This is a genomic window from Methylomonas sp. BG-2, from assembly GCF_057766305.1.
Genome location: NZ_JBYMAP010000022.1, coordinates 1 through 16,301, shown reverse-complemented (window position 1 = coordinate 16,301; position 16,301 = coordinate 1). Strand labels below are relative to the sequence as shown.

The window sequence follows — 16,301 nt, the reverse complement described above, 5'->3', positions numbered from 1 at the left end:
AAAATTTCTTGGGTGCCGTCGAGCCGAAAAGCGCGCTCGATGCGGGGCGCCGGCGTAGCATGCTAAGCTTGACCATTGCTTAGGCCGGGACGGGAACGGCTTGACGCTCCGGCATTCGGCCCGATACCATCGCCCGCCTAAGCCCAGGCAACGGTGCTAAAGCGTTACGCGAGGGCTTTCCAGGTCAATCCAGTTCGGGTGGCGTAGGTTGCGGAGGAAGCCCTTGGTGTTAGTCGGCGTTAGACCGGACTTTTCCGGCGAAAATCAAACAATGGGCGTTCAAGGCCGCGGATTGAAACAAAGCCCGGGTGGATCGCCCCGAACGTTGAGAAATCGATGACTAGACTGTATTACTTATTGCCGCTGATGCCGGTGCTCAGCGCGTGTTGCGTGTTGGCGCCTGACCAAGGCGACCGGCTTAGCGGTTCGGTTCATCACGTCGCGCTGGTGTGGTTGAAGCAGGCCGGCGACCCGGCGGCGCGCCGTCAATATATCGAGCTAAGCCGGCCGCTGGCGAATCTCCCCGGCGTAGTGAGTTATCAGCTGGGGACGCCGGCGGAAATTCGCCGCGAGCGGGCCGGTACCGCATTGGACCGGAGCTACGATGTGGCGGTTTCGGCGACTTTCGCCGACGCCCAAGCGTTGGAAGCGTTTTTGAAAAACCCTGGCTACCAAGCTGTCGCGCAACAGCAGTTGCGCCCCTTGGTGGACAGATACAAGGTCTACGAGTTTGCCGAGTGACCCGGGCGGATGTGTTAAGGATTAGTTTGCCGCTTGCGCCGATTTGGAGAAGGTTTGTGTCCCGCGTGCACCGAGATGGCTCATTGAAACACGCGGCGAACCCTACCGAGCCGTGAAAATCGGGAAAAGAATGGTTTATATAACGCTTGGCCGACCTCGCTGCTAACGATGCGTCGTCTGTATACGGGTTTATTCGGTTTGTTGTTGCCGGCGATTTTGTTGCGATTGTATTGGCGCGGAATCAAGGCGCCCGCCTATCGACTGCGCTGGCGGGAACGTTTGGGAATTTATCGCGGGCCGGTCCGTGGCGGCGGAATCTGGTTTCACGCCGTCTCGGTCGGCGAGGCCGAAGCGGCGTTTCCGCTGATCCAGCGTTTGCTGGTCAAGTTTCCGCAATTGCCGGTCTTGGTCACGACGACGACGCCGACCGGTTCCGCGCGAGTCGTCGCGGTCTTGGGCGATCGGGTCGAGCACGTTTATTTGCCCTACGATTTACCTTGGGTCGTCGCGCGGTTCTTTCAGCGGTTCCGGCCGAGTCTGGCGGTATTCCTGGAAAAGGAGCTTTGGCCTAATCTGTTTGCCGAGTGCCGTGTCCGCAACGTGCCGCTGTTTGTCGTTAATGCCCGCTTGTCGGCGCGGTCGGCGCGCGCCTATCTGAAAATTCCCAGCCTGATCCGGCCGGTGTTGGCCTGTATCGATACGATTGCGGTGCAAACCGACGAGGATGCACAGCGCTTCGTCGAAATCGGCGCCCGACCCGCCCAAGTTCGGGTGGTCGGCAACGTGAAGTTCGACGTGACCGTCGATCCCAATACTCTGGCGGCGGGCAAGCGCTTGAAAGCGTCGGCGTTCGCCGGACGCTGGGTATGGATAGCCGCCAGCACGCATGCCGGAGAGGAAGAGGCCCTGTTGGCACAGTATCGGCGCCTGAAAGCGGCGATGCCGGATTTATTGTTAATGATCGTGCCGCGCCACCCGGAGCGCTTCGACATCGTTAAGAAGTTGTGCGAAACCCAAGGCCTGCGGGTCTTGATGCGCAGCGCCGGGCTGGCGTGTGGGACCGAAACCGACGTTTATATTGGCGACAGCATGGGGGAATTGAAATTATTGTATTCGGCGGCCGACGCGGCGTTTGTCGGCGGCAGTCTGGTTGAGATTGGCGGTCACAACGTCTTGGAACCGGCCGCGATCGGCTCGCCGGTGCTGTTCGGCCCCTGGATGTTCAATTTTCAGGAAATCGCCGATCGGATGTTGGCGGACCGCGCCGCTGGCCAATGCGCCGACGCCGAGGCGCTCGCGAATGCGGTGTTGGCCTTATATCGCGACCCCGCATTCGGCCAAGCGATGGCGCTGCGGGCTCAAGAATTCGTGCAAGCCAATCAGGGGGCGACCGAACGGCTGATCGAGATGTTGGGAGCCGGTCTGGCTGGATCGGCGGCCAGCCGATTTTTGGTATAATCCGGCCATTTTTCAATGGGTACAGGTAAGAACGCAATGTCGGAAGTTAAAAAAGTGGTATTGGCCTATTCGGGCGGCTTGGATACCTCGGTCATCCTGAGATGGTTGCAAGACGTTTATCAATGCGAGGTCGTCACGTTCACCGCCGACATCGGCCAAGGTGAAGAGTTGGAGCCGGCGCGGGCGAAGGCGCAAGCGGCGGGCATCAAGGAAATCTACATCGACGATTTGCGCGAGGAATTCGCCCGCGACTTCGTGTTTCCGATGTTCCGCGCCAACACGATTTACGAGGGCGAGTATTTGCTCGGCACCTCGATTGCCCGGCCGCTGATTGCCAAGCGCTTGATCGAAATCGCCAACGAAACCGGTGCCGATACGATTTCCCACGGCGCGACCGGCAAGGGTAACGACCAAGTTCGTTTCGAGTTGGGGGCCTATGCGTTGCGCCCGGACATCAAAATCATTGCGCCGTGGCGGGAATGGGATTTGAACTCCCGCCAAAAACTGTTGGCCTATGCCGAGAGCCACGGTATCTCCGTTGAAATGAAAAAGGGTAAAACCTCGCCTTACTCGATGGATGCCAACTCGCTGCATATTTCTTATGAAGGCCGCATCCTGGAAAATCCGTGGACCGAGCCCGAGGAAGACATGTGGCGTTGGACCGTGTCGCCGGAAAATGCGCCGGATCAAGCGACCTATATCGAGCTGACTTATAAACAGGGCGATATCGTGGCCATCGACGACGTTCCGCACACCCCGCATCAGGTCATGGAAAAATTGAATCAAGTCGCCGGCGCCAACGGCATCGGCCGCTTGGACATTGTCGAGAACCGTTACGTTGGCATGAAATCGCGCGGCTGCTACGAGACTCCGGCCGGCACCGTCATGTTAAAAGCCCACCGGGCCATCGAATCGCTGACTCTGGATCGGGAAGTGGCGCATTTGAAGGACGAACTGATGCCGCGTTATGCGTCGTTGATTTACAACGGTTATTGGTGGAGTCCTGAGCGGGCGATGCTGCAAACGATGATCGACGCTTCGCAAGTCCGCGTCAACGGTAAAGTCCGCGTGAAACTTTACAAGGGCAATGTCATTGTCGTCGGCCGTGCGTCGGAGACCGACAGCCTGTTCGACGAGAACATCGCCACCTTCGAGGAAGACGGCGGCGCCTATAACCAAAAAGATGCCGAGGGCTTTATCAAATTGAATGCGTTGCGGATGCGCATTGCCGCGAAAAAGGCGCGCTAGGGACAACCGGTTTAATGCGGGACATTTTTGGCGAAGCTTGTATAATGCCGGGATAGGCTGACGGCGAAGTTTGCCCGGTCGGTACTAAGCTTCCCGATTAGCACACTAGAACAATAATGAGCGATATGCCTGAGATTAATCCGGATGATGCCAATACCGATAAGCACGCTATTGTCTACTTGCCTGGCTCACACCGGGATCAGGCGCTAATCAAGGCAAACCGCTTTCTGTTGATGCTGGTGACGGCATTGACGGCGGCGGTTTTTTTATTGGGTTTCGTTTTGTTGCCAAGGCAAAATCTGCTGAACGAAATTCAGAAAAACCAGGCCGTTTCGATGGCTTACGCCACCCAAAATCCGGCTTTGTCGGCCGAAATCAGCGCGCTGAAAGGCCAGCTATTCGGCTTGGTCAGCGGCTCGATTGAAAGCAAATTGCGCTCGTTGGAAGATAACATCAAGCGCGGCAGCGTTGCCGACTCCTTGGATACGATACGCGATCTGAAAGGCGACGTAAAAATTCTGACCTCGTATTCCGGCGCGGGTGACCCCGCCGCAGCTAAATCCGGCGAAGCGCTTGCCGTCAATCAGGTTTTGGTCCAAGAGTTGGAAGACATTAAGGATTTGGTCTATCTGACCTTTGTGTCCTGTGGTTTGATGATCGCGGCGGTGGCCGGAGTCTGGTTGCGCGGCCGTCGGCGTTTGCCGTATCGGCGGAGTGCTCGTCACTATTTGAGTCGGGACTGACGCGCGTCTAAAACCGATAGGGCAATAAATCCGGCCCACAAAAAAGCCGCCTTCCAAACGGAGAGGCGGCTTTTTTTTCGCCTTGGAAACTGGAGCTTATTTGCTCAGATAGGCGTAGATCGCGTCGATGGCTTGATCTTCGGTGTAGTTGGCTTTTTTGACCGGACCGACTTCCATGATGGCCGCGACGGCTTTCGGCATGCCGTTTTTGCCTTCCTTAACCACTTTGACGAATTGATCTTTAGGCAGTTTGCCGGCTTTGATCAGTTCTTTCAGTTGTGGATTGGAGGAGATGTCGTGGCAAGCGCCGCAACCACGGCCGAAAGCGCGCTCGTAGATTTTTGCACCGATTTCTTCTTGTTCGTTAGCCGCTACTTGACCGCTCAGAGCGATTAATGCCGCACCTACGGTAAAAACGAATGATTTTTTCATTGTGTTCTCTCGTTGTGATTAAAAAAAGAACTGCATTGGCAATACAGCTCCTGGGAAATCAAGCCGGTAAAGGATAGGGAGTTTCGTTGGAAAATTCAATTAATTTTCACCGCGAAAGCCGTCCCGACTCGGCTTGCGGGGCGATTCTTCCAACGAAAACTTAATTTCCGCTGAATTCGGGATTTTTTCACGCCTGCCGTGTCGCTGCCGGATGGAACCATTGCAGTTTTTCGCGCAATGTGACGACGGTGCCGACGATAATCAACGTCGGGGCTTTGAATTCGGCGGCTTCGACTTGGGCGGGCATGTCGCTCAGCGTACCGGTCAGCACCCGCTGATGGCGAGTGGTGCCTTGCTGGACAATGGCGATCGGATGATCCGGCGGGCAGCCGTGTTCGATCAGTGAGCGGCAAATGACGTCCAAGCCGACCAGACCCATGTAAATGACGATGGTCTGGTTCGGCGCCGCCAATTGCCGCCAATTCAGGTTGATGTTGCCGTCCTTCAGATGGCCGGTGACGAAGGTGCAGGACTGAGCGTGTTCGCGATGCGTCAGCGGAATGCCGGCATAACTGGCGCAGCCGGCCGCGGCGGTGATGCCCGGTACCACTTGGAATTGAATGCCTTGCTGCATCAGCGTTTCGATTTCCTCGCCGCCGCGCCCGAAGATAAACGGGTCTCCGCCTTTCAAGCGGGCCACGCGTTTGCCTTGTAACGCCAGTTGCGCGAGCAGGGCGTTGATGTCCTCCTGAGGCAGGCTGTGATTGGCGCGTTGCTTGCCGACATAGATTTTGTCGGCGTCTCTGCGGGCCATCTCCAGAATCTCGGCCGACACCAAACGGTCGTAAACGATGACGTCAGCCTGTTGCATTAGTCGCAGCGCGCGGAAGGTTAGCAGATCCGGATCGCCGGGGCCGGCGCCGATCAAATAGACTTCGCCGCGCGCGAATTCGGCCGAATCGGCGGCCAGGCTTTCATTTAGGCGCGATTGCGCCTCGTCGATCCGGTCGGCAAACACCAGTTCGGCGATGGGGCCTTGCAACACGTTCTCCCAAAAGACCCGGCGGCGGTTGGTGTCCGGCAAGGTTTGTTTGACTGTCAGTCGGAAACGTTCGGCAAAGCTTGCCAGTCGGCCGTAAGCGGCGGGAATGGCGGTTTCCACCTTGGCGCGCAGCAAGCGCGCCAGCACCGGCGAAACGCCGCCGGACGAGATTGCTATCGTGAGCGGCGAGCGGTCGACGATCGCCGGGAAAATGAAGGTGCATAGATCGGGATTGTCGACCACGTTGACCGGTATGCCTTGAGCCTTGGCTGTCGCGGCAACGGCTTCGTTGACCGAAAGGTCGTCCGTCGCGGAAATGACCAGACGCGCGCCTTGCACATCGGTGGCGGCGAAAGGCCGTTGATGCAAAGTGAGGTCGCCGAGGCGGGAGACCTCATCGCTAATCTCGCGGGCCACCACCGTGATACGAGCCCCGGCCTTGCGCAGCAACGCGATTTTACGGGCCGCGACGGCACCGGCGCCGACCACCAGACAAGGTTGCCCTTTCAGGTTTAAAAATAACGGGAAGTACTCCATGGCTCGATTTTCGCGGTCTGGTGTGGGATATTATGACAATTGTTAATTAAATGGCGAGTTAGTCGCGTGAGTTATGATTAAATTTGATCTGGAAGTCGATGCCAGCGGATTGCAATGCCCGTTGCCGCTGCTCAGGCTCAAGAAAGCGATTATGGAAATCGACAGCGGCGCGGTGGTCAAGGTAATTGCCACCGATCCCGCTGCTCATCTGGATTTCGGCGTGTATATCGATCAAGCCGGGCATATCCCGCTGAAGATCATTAAGGAAGTCGATAAACAGGTGTTCTTTATACAGAAAAAGTAAAAGCGACTCAACATTAAAGTGTCTGCGCCGATTGGATGTGTGTCCGGCACTTATCGCAAGCTAATGATCGGCCAGTGGGCGCGCTCGGCGGCCAGTCGCAATTTGTCGTCGGGATCGACGGCCACCGGCTGATCCACCAGATTCAATAGCGGTAGATCGTTGTGCGAGTCACTGTAAAAGCGGCTGCCGTTCATCGACTCGCCGGATTCGGCCAGCCATTGCTGTAACAGCGTGACCTTGCCTTGCTGAAAACACGGCGTGCCGTTAAAACGGCCGGTATAGCGGCCGTCCTTGAATTCCGGCGTCGTCGCCAACAGATTGTCGATGCCGTACAGCTTGACGATGGGCTCGGTGACGAAGCGGTTGGTCGCGGTAATTACCAATAAGGTATCGCCGGCGGCGCGGTGTTGTTCCACCAGCGCGCGCGCGGCATCCAGCACGATGGGTTTGATCAGGGTTTCGACGAATTCCTCGCGCCAGCGGTAAAGCTGGGCCGGTTCGTAGCGGGCCAACGGCGCCAGCGAGAAATGTAGAAACTCGACGATGTCGAGCGTGCCGTGTTTGTAGTCTTCGTAGAATTTTTGGTTGGCTTGTTCGTAGTGGTCTTTGTCGACGATGCCGGCATCCACCAAAAATTGTCCCCACAAAAAGTCGCTGTCGTCGGCGATCAGCGTGTTGTCCAGATCAAAAATCGCTAAGCTCACGGCTCTTCCGCTCGGTTAAGAAAACTTGACGGCCGGTAGCATCCGCCGCCCATTTATGGAACAATGGCGCCATTAAAATAATGACTGCCGGTTGACGATTTTATCAAGTCTCCTTCGCCAATCGGGCGGCACATCATACAGGTTTTTGACATGATAGACTCGAAAGGATACCGGCCGAATGTCGGGATTATCCTTTGCAATGACGAGGGTCGCGTGTTCTGGGCTAAGCGCAAGGGAGCTAACTCCTGGCAGTTTCCGCAAGGAGGCATAGACGGCAACGAAGACCCGGAGACCGCGATGTATCGGGAGTTGTGGGAGGAAACCGGCTTGCGCGCCGAACATGTGCAATTATTGGGGCGAACCCGTTACTGGTTGCGTTACCGGCTGCCGGATCGCTACGTTCGCAAAAATTCGACACCCTTGTGCATAGGACAAAAGCAGATCTGGTTCATCCTGAAATTGATGAGCGACGAGTCCTTGGTGCGTTTCGATTGCGGCCATAAGCAGGAATTCGATAACTGGAAATGGGTCGAATATTGGTATCCGATGAAGGATGTGGTGTATTTCAAGCGCCGAGTCTATCGGCGGGCCTTGGACGAGTTGGGGGCCTTGCTGGTCGCCAACGATGTCGGCATCAATGCCGAAGGCTATTTGTCCGGCCGTTTGCTGGCAGGTTAATAATCGGCCGACTGCAATTCCAGTTCCGGTTGCTCGATGTCCAGCCGATGGCAAACTGTGGAGTATTCGCCGTCGTCGCCCAGCTCGAACACCCGATAACCCGGCGGTAGTGGGTCGAGTTCCAACTTAACGGCGCCCGGTTTGAATTGAAAACAAGTCGCCGGCATGCCCAACCATTTCACGCCTGCCCGTTCCGCTTCGAATAACTGATGTACGTGGCCGCAGGTCACCGCCTTGATTTGCCGGAAGCGGGCGGTCAATTCGATCAACGCGTCGCCGTTCTCGATTTTCATTCGGTCCATCCACGGACTGCCGCAGGCCAAGGTATGGTGGTGGACCGCCAATAACGCCGGTTCCGGATTCGCCGCCAACAGCGCGGCGGTTTCGGCCAATTCCAAATCGTTCAGAAAGCCGGCAGGACTGTCGGGTTTGCGGCTGTTCAGCGCGATGATTTGCCAGCCCGGCAAGGCCATTCTTCTCCCGCAATCGATGTTACCGCCCGCCAGCCATTGCCGCATCAAATCCGGATCGTCATGATTGCCGGGCAGGCACAGGCAAGGCGTGTCGTAAGCGGCGAGGATGCCGGCCAGGCGCCGGTAACTGTCGGGGCAGGGATCTTGGGTCAGATCGCCGGTCAGCAGGATCAGGTCGAACGGCCCGTGCGCGGCCAGCGCCCGATTCAAGGTTTCCCGGAAATAAAATTCGGTATCGACCCCCAGCATCGTGCCGCCGGCCGCGGCGCGCAGATGCAGGTCGGTCAGTTGCAAGACTTTGGTTCGGCTCATTTAGCGCAGGTAAGGGAAATAGGCCAAGCTGTTGGCGTGAACCTGGCTCAAGTCGTCGTGTTCGCTTAGCCAGCGGTAGCCCGAGTGTTGCGCGCTGGGTAATTGGTCCAGCGACAGTGGCAAGCGCAGTTGATAGGCCAGGACCACGTAATGCGTGCCGATACCGGGCGCCTTGGCGAAATTGGTGTCGTACAAATGCGTGAAACCACCGAGCAGTTGGCCTTGGCCAATCTCCAGCTCGATACCGAGTTCGGCGTGCGTGATTCGCCGGAAGGCCTGTTCCAAGGTTTCGTTTTTGAAAATCCGGCCGCCGGGCACGAACCAATAGCCGGCAGCCGGCTCGTTGACACGTTCGCCCATCAAGATCGCGTTCGTTTCCGAACGGATCACCAAATCGATCGACACCAGCGGCGTCAGATCGACCACGTTCAAAAACGCTTGTTTTTCCAACATGCCATTTCCCTAAATTTCAATTCGGTTAAAGGCCCGATTATACGATGTCCTTAACCAGCAACTTGGAATTGCGCTGGTAGTTGTAGGCGCTACGCATCGCTTCCGGCAGATCGCCGAGTTCGCAGGGGCTAAATCCGCGTTCGACAAACCAATGCACGGTTTGGGTGCTGCGCACGAACAAGCGTTTGACGGCTTCGGTCTTGGCCTTGGTGAACAAATACTCCAGCAAGCTATTGCCGCGCGCGCCGCGCCGGTAGTCCGGATGTACCGCCAGACAGGCGATTTCGGCGCTGTTGCCGTCGTCCATCGCATGGAAGGCGGTGCAACCGATGATCAGGCCGTCGCGCTCGATGACGATGTAATCGCCGATCTGCATTTCCAGTTTCTCCCGCGAACGCTTGACCAGCACGCCCTCGGCCTCCAGCGGTTTGATCAACTCCATGATGCCGGCGATGTCGTCCAGCGCCGCCGGGCGGATGGTTTCGAACGCGGTGGAACTGACCAGCGTGCCGACGCCGTCGCGGGTAAACAATTCCAGCAGCAAGGCGCCGTCCACGTGACGGTTGATCAAATGCGCCCGTTGCACGCCCTGCCGGCAGCTTTGCACCGCCGCGCGCAACGAGCGAGCCAGCGGCGCCGGGAAATCCGGATGGGTTTCCAACAATTCCTCGGCTTGGGCCGTGGTCAGTTGCGGTAGCGGCCGCTGTTCGTCCGGCGATAAACAGTCCTGTTCGGTCAACAAAATCAATTTATCGGCTTGCAAGGCGATGGAGACCTCGGTGGCGACTTCCTCCGCCGCCAGATTGAACACTTCGCCGCTGGGCGAATAACCGATCGGCGAAATCAGCACCACATTGTGCTGATCGAGCTGCTGGTGGATCGCCTCGCTATCGATGCGGCGCACCTTGCCGGTATAGCAATAATCGATGCCGTCCAGCACGCCGAGCGGACGGGCGGTGACGAAATTGCCCGACGCGACTCGAATCTTGGCGCCGGCCATCGGCGAGCCGGAGACGCCCATCGACAGCAAAGCCTCGATCTCGACGCGCACCAAGCCGGCGGCTTGCTTGACGTATTGCAAGGTCGTCGCGTCGGTGATGCGCAAATGATGATGAAACTTCGGCGTGTCGCCGCGTTCGGCCAATCGTTCGTCGATCTGTTGGCGTATGCCGTGCACCAACACCAGCCGCGCGCCCAAGCTGCGCAGCAGTGCGAAATCGTGGATCAGATTGTCGAATTCGGTTTCGCCGACCGCGCTGCCGCCGAAGAAAATCACGAAGGTGCGGCGCCGGTGGGCGTGAATGTAGGGCGACGACTGGCGGAACCAGGAGACGAAGGCGGACGGTTGTGGCATGGCTTGATCTTAGAACGTGTTTGGCCGGATAGTGTAACTCGGCCGGCGCCGAAATGGCGCGCGCGGCGGTCCGACCTTTGTAGGAGCGGCTTTAGCCGCGATTCAAGGCGTCCGGTGTGGGTAGCGCTTTTCGGTCGCGGTGAAGCGCCTGCCATTCCGGCCAGCCGAAGCGGCGGTAATATCGCAGGCGAGCGCGGCATTCGCCGCGATCCAGCCAGGTTTCAGCGCTGGCTTTTCCAGCGTCCGGCCACGTATTCCAAGGCTTCCTGAATGTTCAGGTCGCGGGTGGCGCCGCCGGTGCGGACGAATAATTTCGGCGTGCCGGCCTGCGTCAAAAATACCGGACGGCTGGCCGGCGAGACGATGACCCGGCACACGTCGCGCTCCGCCAATTTATGAAACAGCACGTGGATCAACGGGCACAGATCGGCGCCCAGATGGGTCGAGACCGCCGTCATCAGCGTTTGTTCGAAACCGTCTTGATCGGGCTTTTTCAAGGTTTGGAAATCTTGGGCCAAGCCGAGAATCTCACCGTCGTCGGCCACGCCGATCAGCAAGGTGCCGCCGACCGCGCTGTTGAAAAATCCGGCCAGCGTTTTCAGAATCACGCCTTCCAACGCCTTATTGACCCGCTGCTCCTGCAGATCCCAGCGTAACGACGACTTGAACTCCAGCAACGGACCTTCGCCCTGGCGGATGATGGTCGGCAAGTCCTTTTCCAGTTCGGCTTTCAACGCGTCCAGGTCCACCAGCCGTCTATGCAGCATTTGATAAAAACCCAGCGAGAGCAGACCTAGTATTGCGCCGATTTCGGCATAGAACAGTATCAGGTTGTTTTGATTAATCTGGCCGGTCATCACCTCGGTGAACTGGCCCAGCACGAATTCCATCGACGACAGCGGATCGGCGTTGCGCTCGCGCGAACTGATGTAATCGTAACTGGGCGCCAACAAAAAGATGCCCATGCCCGCGCCGATCCAGCCGGCCAGGAAATAGATTTTCAGTTTTTGTTTCCAGATATACAGAAGTTGGAGCAGGAAGCGTTTCACGGGAGCGTCGGGGCGGTGGCGGATAGCGGCGGGCGGTTAGGATCAAGCGATTAAGCGGCGGCTTACCGATATTGTACTTGCTAGCGTCGTTGGGGCGCCGGGTTTTTTATGTGGGCGTCCGATCAACCGAAATCGCTTGACCGGAACAGCAGCCGATTGCACGCCGAAGTGCTTTGTTGTTCTCGGGATGTAATCCCGATCGCTTCGGGTTAAACTTCCCAGCCTCGAGGCGGCTGGCCGGCGTGGGTTCGACGCCGTGCTCCCGATGTTCGGTGCAGCCGCGGAAGCCGATTCTTCAAGCTCATTTCAAGGAACTACCGATGCCATCGATTAAATTCGCCGGCGCGGCATTTGCCGCGCTGTTCGTCGCCAACGTCCAGGCGGAAACCGTGTTCGTCACGCTGGAAAAGGACAATGCCATCGCCGTCGTCGATCCGGCCGAAGGCAAATTGGTCAAAACCGTCAAGGTCGGCCAGCGGCCGCGCGGCATTGCGATCAGCCACGATGCCAAGACCCTGTTCGTCGCCACCAGCGACGACAACACCATCCGGATGCTGGACAGCACCACCTTGAAGGAAATCGGCAAATTGCCGTCCGGCGAAGACCCGGAAACCTTCGCGCTGAGTCCGGACGATAAAACGATGTACGTGTCCAACGAGGACGATGCCGAAGTCACCGTGATCGACATCGCCAGCAAGAAGGCGGTGGCCAAGATCAAGGTCGGCGTCGAGCCGGAGGGCATCGCGGTCAGTCCGAACAACCAATGGACGATCAGCGCTTCGGAAACCACCAACATGCTGCACTGGATCGATACCTCGGACCGCCAAATCAAGGACAACACCTTGGTGGACGCCCGGCCGCGCGCCGTGACGTTCACCGACGACAGCCAGCAACTGTGGGCGACATCGGAAATGGCCGGCACGCTGACCATCATCGATACCGCGACCAAGCAGATCGCCCAAAACATCAAACTGGAGGTGCAGGGCTTGAGCAGCGATCTGGTGCAGCCGGTCGGCATCGCCATCGACAAGCAGCGCCGCTACGGTTACGTGGCGATGGGGCCGGCCAACCGGGTCGCGGTAATCGACGCCCAAAGCTATAAGGTCGAGAAATATCTGCTGGTCGGCCAGCGGGTCTGGAATCTGGCCTTCTCGCCGGATCAAAAGCGCTTGTACACCACCAACGGCGTCAGCAACGACATCTCGATTATCGATCTGGAAAACCATAAGGTGACCAAGTCGGTGGCGGTGGGGCGTTATCCCTGGGGCGTGGCGGTCAAGCCATGACCGCCGCGTTGCAAATCGACGGCCTGAGCTTTGCCTACGGCGCCAAGAAGGCGCTGGATAACGTGGAGTTTCAGGTCGAGCCTGGCGAATGTATGATTTTGTTGGGGCCGAACGGCGCCGGCAAAAGCACCTTGTTCGCGCTGATCACCCGGCTGTACGACGCCAGGGAAGGGCGCATCGCGTTGTGCGGTTACGACATCAAGAAGCAAAGCCTGCAGGCCCTGGCCAAATTGGGCGTGGTGTTCCAGCAGACTACGCTGGACCCGGATTTGTCGGTGACCCAAAACCTGCGCTATCACGCCGCGCTGCACGGCATCGGCAAAAAACAGGCGGACATGCGGATACAGGAAGAACTGGAGCGTTTGAACATGTTCGAGCGGCGCGGCGAAAAAGTCCGGCAACTGAACGGCGGCCACAAGCGCCGGGTCGAGATCGCCCGCGCCTTGTTGCACAAACCCAGCCTGTTGTTGCTGGACGAGCCGACCGTCGGTCTGGACGTGCCCAGCCGGCAAGCCATCGTCAAGCACGTCCACGATTTGGTCAAACTACAAGGCCTCGCGGTATTGTGGGCCACCCATTTGATCGATGAAATCGCCGCCGACGACAGCCTGGTGGTGCTGCACAAGGGCCAGATCAAGGCCAGCGGCAAGCTTGCCGAGATATTGCAAAACACCGGTTGGGCCGATCCCGGCCAAGTGTTTCAGAAGCTCACCCAATCCGATAAAGGAGGGCCGGCATGAGAATCGTGCATTATTGGCGGGCTACCGCCGGCATCGTCGGCCGCGAATTACTGCGTTTTCTGCATCAGCGCGAGCGTTTCGTCTCGGCGTTGGTGCGGCCCCTGGTTTGGTTGTTCGTGTTCGCCGCCGGCTTTCGCGCCGCGCTGGGCATCGCGATCAGTCCGCCCTATGAGACCTATATTCTGTATGAGGTCTACATCACCCCCGGCCTGTTGGGCATGATATTGCTGTTCAACGGCATGCAAAGTTCGCTGTCGATGGTTTACGACCGGGAAATGGGCAGCATGCGCATGCTGATGGTCTGCCCGCTGCCGCGTTGGTTTTTGCTATGCGCCAAACTGATCGCCGGCACCGCGGTCGGCGTGATGCAATGCTACGCCTTTCTCGGCATCGCCTGGCTGTACGATATTCAGGCGCCGCTGCCGGGCTATCTGTGGATACTGCCGGCGCTGGTGTTGGGCGGCATGATGCTGGGTGCGCTGGGCTTGCTGCTGTCCTCGTTCATCAAACAACTGGAGAACTTCGCCGGGGTGATGAACTTCGTGATCTTCCCGCTGTTCTTCATGTCCACCGCGTTGTATCCGTTGTGGAAGATCAAGGAATCCAGCCCGCTACTGGCAACCTTGGCCGAGTACAACCCTTTCTCGCAAGCGGTGGAACTGATCCGCTTCGCGCTGTATGAGCAGTTTAACCAATTAGCGTTGGTGTTCACCGCCGCCGCGTTCTTGCTGTTCATCGGCGCGGCGATTTTGGGCTACAACCCCAGCAAGGGAATGATGGTTAGGAAGGGAGGCGGGGATTGATGTCCGGTAACAGGCAAAAAAGCCGGCTATGAGCTTAGCGTTTCCCTATTTAAGCGATTTGGTGATAGCGCTAACGGGTTTGGACTTGCCGTTGCCGTTACCGACATTCGGAATGATGGTTGCCACGGCGGCGATTGTTTCGATTCAGATATCGCGGGTAGAGGTTCAACGCCTTTACGAAGCGGGGCGTATCGGCTTGGCTAAACGACGAATAAAATCAACCGACGGTCAGTATCTCGAGCAAACGATTTTTCCACAGGATGTCATCTCGGATTTGATTACGTTCGCGCTGATAATTGGCCTGATCGGTGCCCGAGTGTTCCACATCATCGAACATCCGAACGAGTTCATCGCCGATCCATGGGGCATGATATTCAGCCGCGGCGGTTTTACTTTCTTGGGCGGTCTCATTTGCGGAACCTTGGCCGGATTTTGGTACGCGAGGAAGCACGAGCTTTCCGTTACCACGCTATGCGACGGATTAGCGCCGGCGATCATGTTGGGATACGCCGTCGGCAGGATCGGTTGCCAATTATCCGGCGATGGCGATTGGGGCATTCCGGCAAACATGGCTGCCAAACCGGACTGGCTTCCGCTTTGGTTTTGGGCTCAGACTTACGACAATAATATCGTTGGCGTGAGTATCGCGGCACCGGGCGTCTATCCAACGTCAATCTACGAGACCGTACTAGGCTGTTTTATCTTTGGCATCCTTTGGCGGTTGCGTAAACACCCTTTTAAGAGCGGCTGGCTATTCGCGCTCTATCTATTGCTCAGCGGCGCCGAGCGTTTTTCCATTGAACAAATTCGAGTAAACGCCGTTGGGAATTTCTTTGGTGTTGCGGCGACTCAAGCCGAAATGATTTCTTTGGCATTCATGTTGTTGGGTGTTTTGGGCTTGGTATGGAATACCAGGTCGGCCAAGGTTGGGTTGCGCAATAGCAATTTCTGACATCCCCCGTCTCGGCATACAAATCAGGGGGCAAACTCGCAATGGACAAAATCTCGGTTCCCGATATTTCGAATGACCGGTTCAGGAGCGCATTGAAATAGTCAATTTAACTAGGGACAGTCTCGCAGCGGTTTCGGAGGCCTTGATAGTTTCACTGGCAGTGCTGCATAACCAACGCGATCCGGGGCAGTGGCCGATGATCCGATTGAAGCCAGTGGCGTTCAAGAAGCTGCTGCAGTCGCCCCGTTTTGGAAATCGGCCACAATCTAAGCAGGGGAACGATGGTCAGGAAGGGTGGGGGGATTAAGCCCCACCGCTAACGTTACTGATTCGGGACCAACTCGATACTTAGCTGGCTGGCCTTGATACAGTTGGCGTAGGTTTCGTCGGCGTTATTGGCGCGTCTGGCCCGATTCAGGCACGCGGTCGATATGTCCAGATACTTGGCCGTATCCATGCGCGGTACCGGCCATCGGGCGTAATCCATGCAAGCGGTGAAACGTCCGGCGTCCGGGATAGTTGGAATCTCGATGACGCTGAGCGCATGCGGCGTCGGCACTTTGATTTGTTCCATGCGCATCGATGCTTGGCTGCAACGCATCGCGTCGGCCGCGTAACCGTGGTGATCGTTCGGGTCGCGGCGGGCGACCGGGCTGGACGGGGCGCAAGCGGCAAGCAAGCCGGCGGCCAAAATAAATGCAATAAGGTTTGTCATGATCGATCTCCCATTTCAGAAGCCGTTGACAGTGTGAGCGGCCGGTGGATTGTTGCGGCGGATCGGCGAAAGCGGCGGCTGAATATCCGCCGGGTTTAGCGTCTAGCAAGGAGTGAGTCTGGAGCACCTACAAGTATAGGTCAGAGCCAGAATATCGCTAGAGCAAAGCATTGGTTGACCTGGCTTGAAAACGATCGGTGCAAGCTTGGGCATTGCAGGCTTACCGTGGCTTGACTCGACAGCCGCTACGAGAAGCCACCGCCGGGATTCCTCTGAG

18 protein-coding genes are annotated in these 16,301 nt (G+C 57.5%); 10 read left to right on the top strand and 8 right to left on the bottom strand.

Features of this window, described 5'->3' with window-relative positions:
• Positions 1–336: 336 nt before the first annotated feature.
• The 4 genes from AC3B8H_RS03590 (at position 337) to AC3B8H_RS03575 (ending at position 4,190) form a co-directional block, all read left to right on the top strand.
• On the top strand, positions 337–741 hold the full coding sequence (locus AC3B8H_RS03590) for a Dabb family protein (RefSeq protein WP_488440252.1): 405 nt from the start codon (positions 337–339) through the stop codon (positions 739–741).
• A 168-nt stretch (positions 742–909) separates the two neighbouring features.
• The gene (waaA, locus tag AC3B8H_RS03585; protein WP_488440251.1) at positions 910–2,199 is read left to right on the top strand and encodes a lipid IV(A) 3-deoxy-D-manno-octulosonic acid transferase; all 1,290 of its coding nucleotides are present in this window, start codon (positions 910–912) and stop codon (positions 2,197–2,199) included.
• Between the two features lie 36 nt (positions 2,200–2,235).
• Positions 2,236–3,447 (top strand): argininosuccinate synthase, encoded by a 1,212-nt coding sequence (locus AC3B8H_RS03580; protein ID WP_488440250.1) that lies wholly within the window; start codon positions 2,236–2,238, stop codon positions 3,445–3,447.
• Positions 3,448–3,563: 116 nt separating this feature from the next.
• Positions 3,564–4,190, top strand: coding sequence for a hypothetical protein (locus AC3B8H_RS03575; protein WP_488440249.1), 627 nt, complete (start codon positions 3,564–3,566; stop codon positions 4,188–4,190).
• Positions 4,191–4,286: 96 nt separating this feature from the next.
• Here AC3B8H_RS03575 and AC3B8H_RS03570 read toward each other — a convergent pair whose 3' ends face one another.
• A complete protein-coding gene (locus AC3B8H_RS03570) occupies positions 4,287–4,622 on the bottom strand; it encodes a c-type cytochrome (RefSeq protein WP_488440248.1) in 336 nt (111 codons plus the stop codon).
• 187 nt (positions 4,623–4,809) lie between these two features.
• Positions 4,810–6,201, bottom strand: a complete 1,392-nt coding sequence (cysG, locus tag AC3B8H_RS03565) for a siroheme synthase CysG (protein ID WP_488440247.1) — start codon at positions 6,199–6,201, stop codon at positions 4,810–4,812.
• Between the two features lie 73 nt (positions 6,202–6,274).
• Between cysG and AC3B8H_RS03560 the strand changes: the two genes are divergently transcribed.
• Positions 6,275–6,505 carry a sulfurtransferase TusA family protein gene (locus AC3B8H_RS03560; RefSeq protein WP_488440246.1) on the top strand — a complete coding sequence of 77 codons (231 nt, stop codon included), beginning with the start codon at positions 6,275–6,277 and terminating at the stop codon, positions 6,503–6,505.
• Positions 6,506–6,555: 50 nt separating this feature from the next.
• Here the strand turns inward: AC3B8H_RS03560 and AC3B8H_RS03555 are convergent, their stop codons facing one another.
• A complete protein-coding gene (locus AC3B8H_RS03555; protein WP_488440245.1) occupies positions 6,556–7,209 on the bottom strand; it encodes a histidinol-phosphatase in 654 nt (217 codons plus the stop codon).
• A 150-nt stretch (positions 7,210–7,359) separates the two neighbouring features.
• Here AC3B8H_RS03555 and AC3B8H_RS03550 point away from each other — a divergent pair, with 150 nt between their 5' ends.
• A complete protein-coding gene (locus AC3B8H_RS03550) occupies positions 7,360–7,887 on the top strand; it encodes an RNA pyrophosphohydrolase (RefSeq protein WP_488440244.1) in 528 nt (175 codons plus the stop codon).
• Here the strand turns inward: AC3B8H_RS03550 and AC3B8H_RS03545 are convergent.
• The 4 genes from AC3B8H_RS03545 to AC3B8H_RS03530 form a co-directional block, all read right to left on the bottom strand.
• A complete protein-coding gene (locus AC3B8H_RS03545; RefSeq protein WP_488440243.1) occupies positions 7,884–8,672 on the bottom strand; it encodes a metallophosphoesterase in 789 nt (262 codons plus the stop codon). The genes AC3B8H_RS03550 and AC3B8H_RS03545 overlap by 4 nt on opposite strands.
• Positions 8,673–9,125, bottom strand: a complete 453-nt coding sequence (locus AC3B8H_RS03540; protein ID WP_488440242.1) for a GDP-mannose mannosyl hydrolase — start codon at positions 9,123–9,125, stop codon at positions 8,673–8,675.
• Positions 9,126–9,162: 37 nt separating this feature from the next.
• Positions 9,163–10,479 carry an amino-acid N-acetyltransferase gene (gene argA / locus AC3B8H_RS03535; RefSeq protein WP_488440241.1) on the bottom strand — a complete coding sequence of 439 codons (1,317 nt, stop codon included), beginning with the start codon at positions 10,477–10,479 and terminating at the stop codon, positions 9,163–9,165.
• Positions 10,480–10,700: 221 nt separating this feature from the next.
• Entirely contained in the window at positions 10,701–11,528 is an 828-nt protein-coding gene (locus AC3B8H_RS03530) for an AlbA family DNA-binding domain-containing protein (RefSeq protein ID WP_488440240.1), read from the bottom strand.
• Between the two features lie 320 nt (positions 11,529–11,848).
• Between AC3B8H_RS03530 and AC3B8H_RS03525 the strand changes: the two genes are divergently transcribed.
• Genes AC3B8H_RS03525 through AC3B8H_RS03510 form a run of 4 tightly spaced genes read left to right on the top strand, consistent with a single transcriptional unit; the run spans position 11,849 to position 15,309 of the window.
• Positions 11,849–12,814, top strand: a complete 966-nt coding sequence (locus AC3B8H_RS03525; RefSeq protein WP_488440239.1) for a PQQ-dependent catabolism-associated beta-propeller protein — start codon at positions 11,849–11,851, stop codon at positions 12,812–12,814.
• On the top strand, positions 12,811–13,554 hold the full coding sequence (locus tag AC3B8H_RS03520; protein WP_488440238.1) for an ABC transporter ATP-binding protein: 744 nt from the start codon (positions 12,811–12,813) through the stop codon (positions 13,552–13,554). Before AC3B8H_RS03525 ends, AC3B8H_RS03520 begins: the two co-directional genes overlap by 4 nt.
• Entirely contained in the window at positions 13,551–14,357 is an 807-nt protein-coding gene (locus AC3B8H_RS03515; RefSeq protein ID WP_488440237.1) for an ABC transporter permease, read from the top strand. The genes AC3B8H_RS03520 and AC3B8H_RS03515 overlap by 4 nt, the downstream gene beginning before the upstream one ends.
• Before the next feature lie 28 nt (positions 14,358–14,385).
• Complete coding sequence (locus AC3B8H_RS03510; protein WP_488440236.1) at positions 14,386–15,309, top strand: prolipoprotein diacylglyceryl transferase; 924 nt, start codon at positions 14,386–14,388, stop codon at positions 15,307–15,309.
• Positions 15,310–15,631: 322 nt separating this feature from the next.
• Here the strand turns inward: AC3B8H_RS03510 and AC3B8H_RS03505 are convergent, their stop codons facing one another.
• Entirely contained in the window at positions 15,632–16,024 is a 393-nt protein-coding gene (locus tag AC3B8H_RS03505) for a hypothetical protein (protein ID WP_488440235.1), read from the bottom strand.
• Positions 16,025–16,301: the final 277 nt, after the last annotated feature.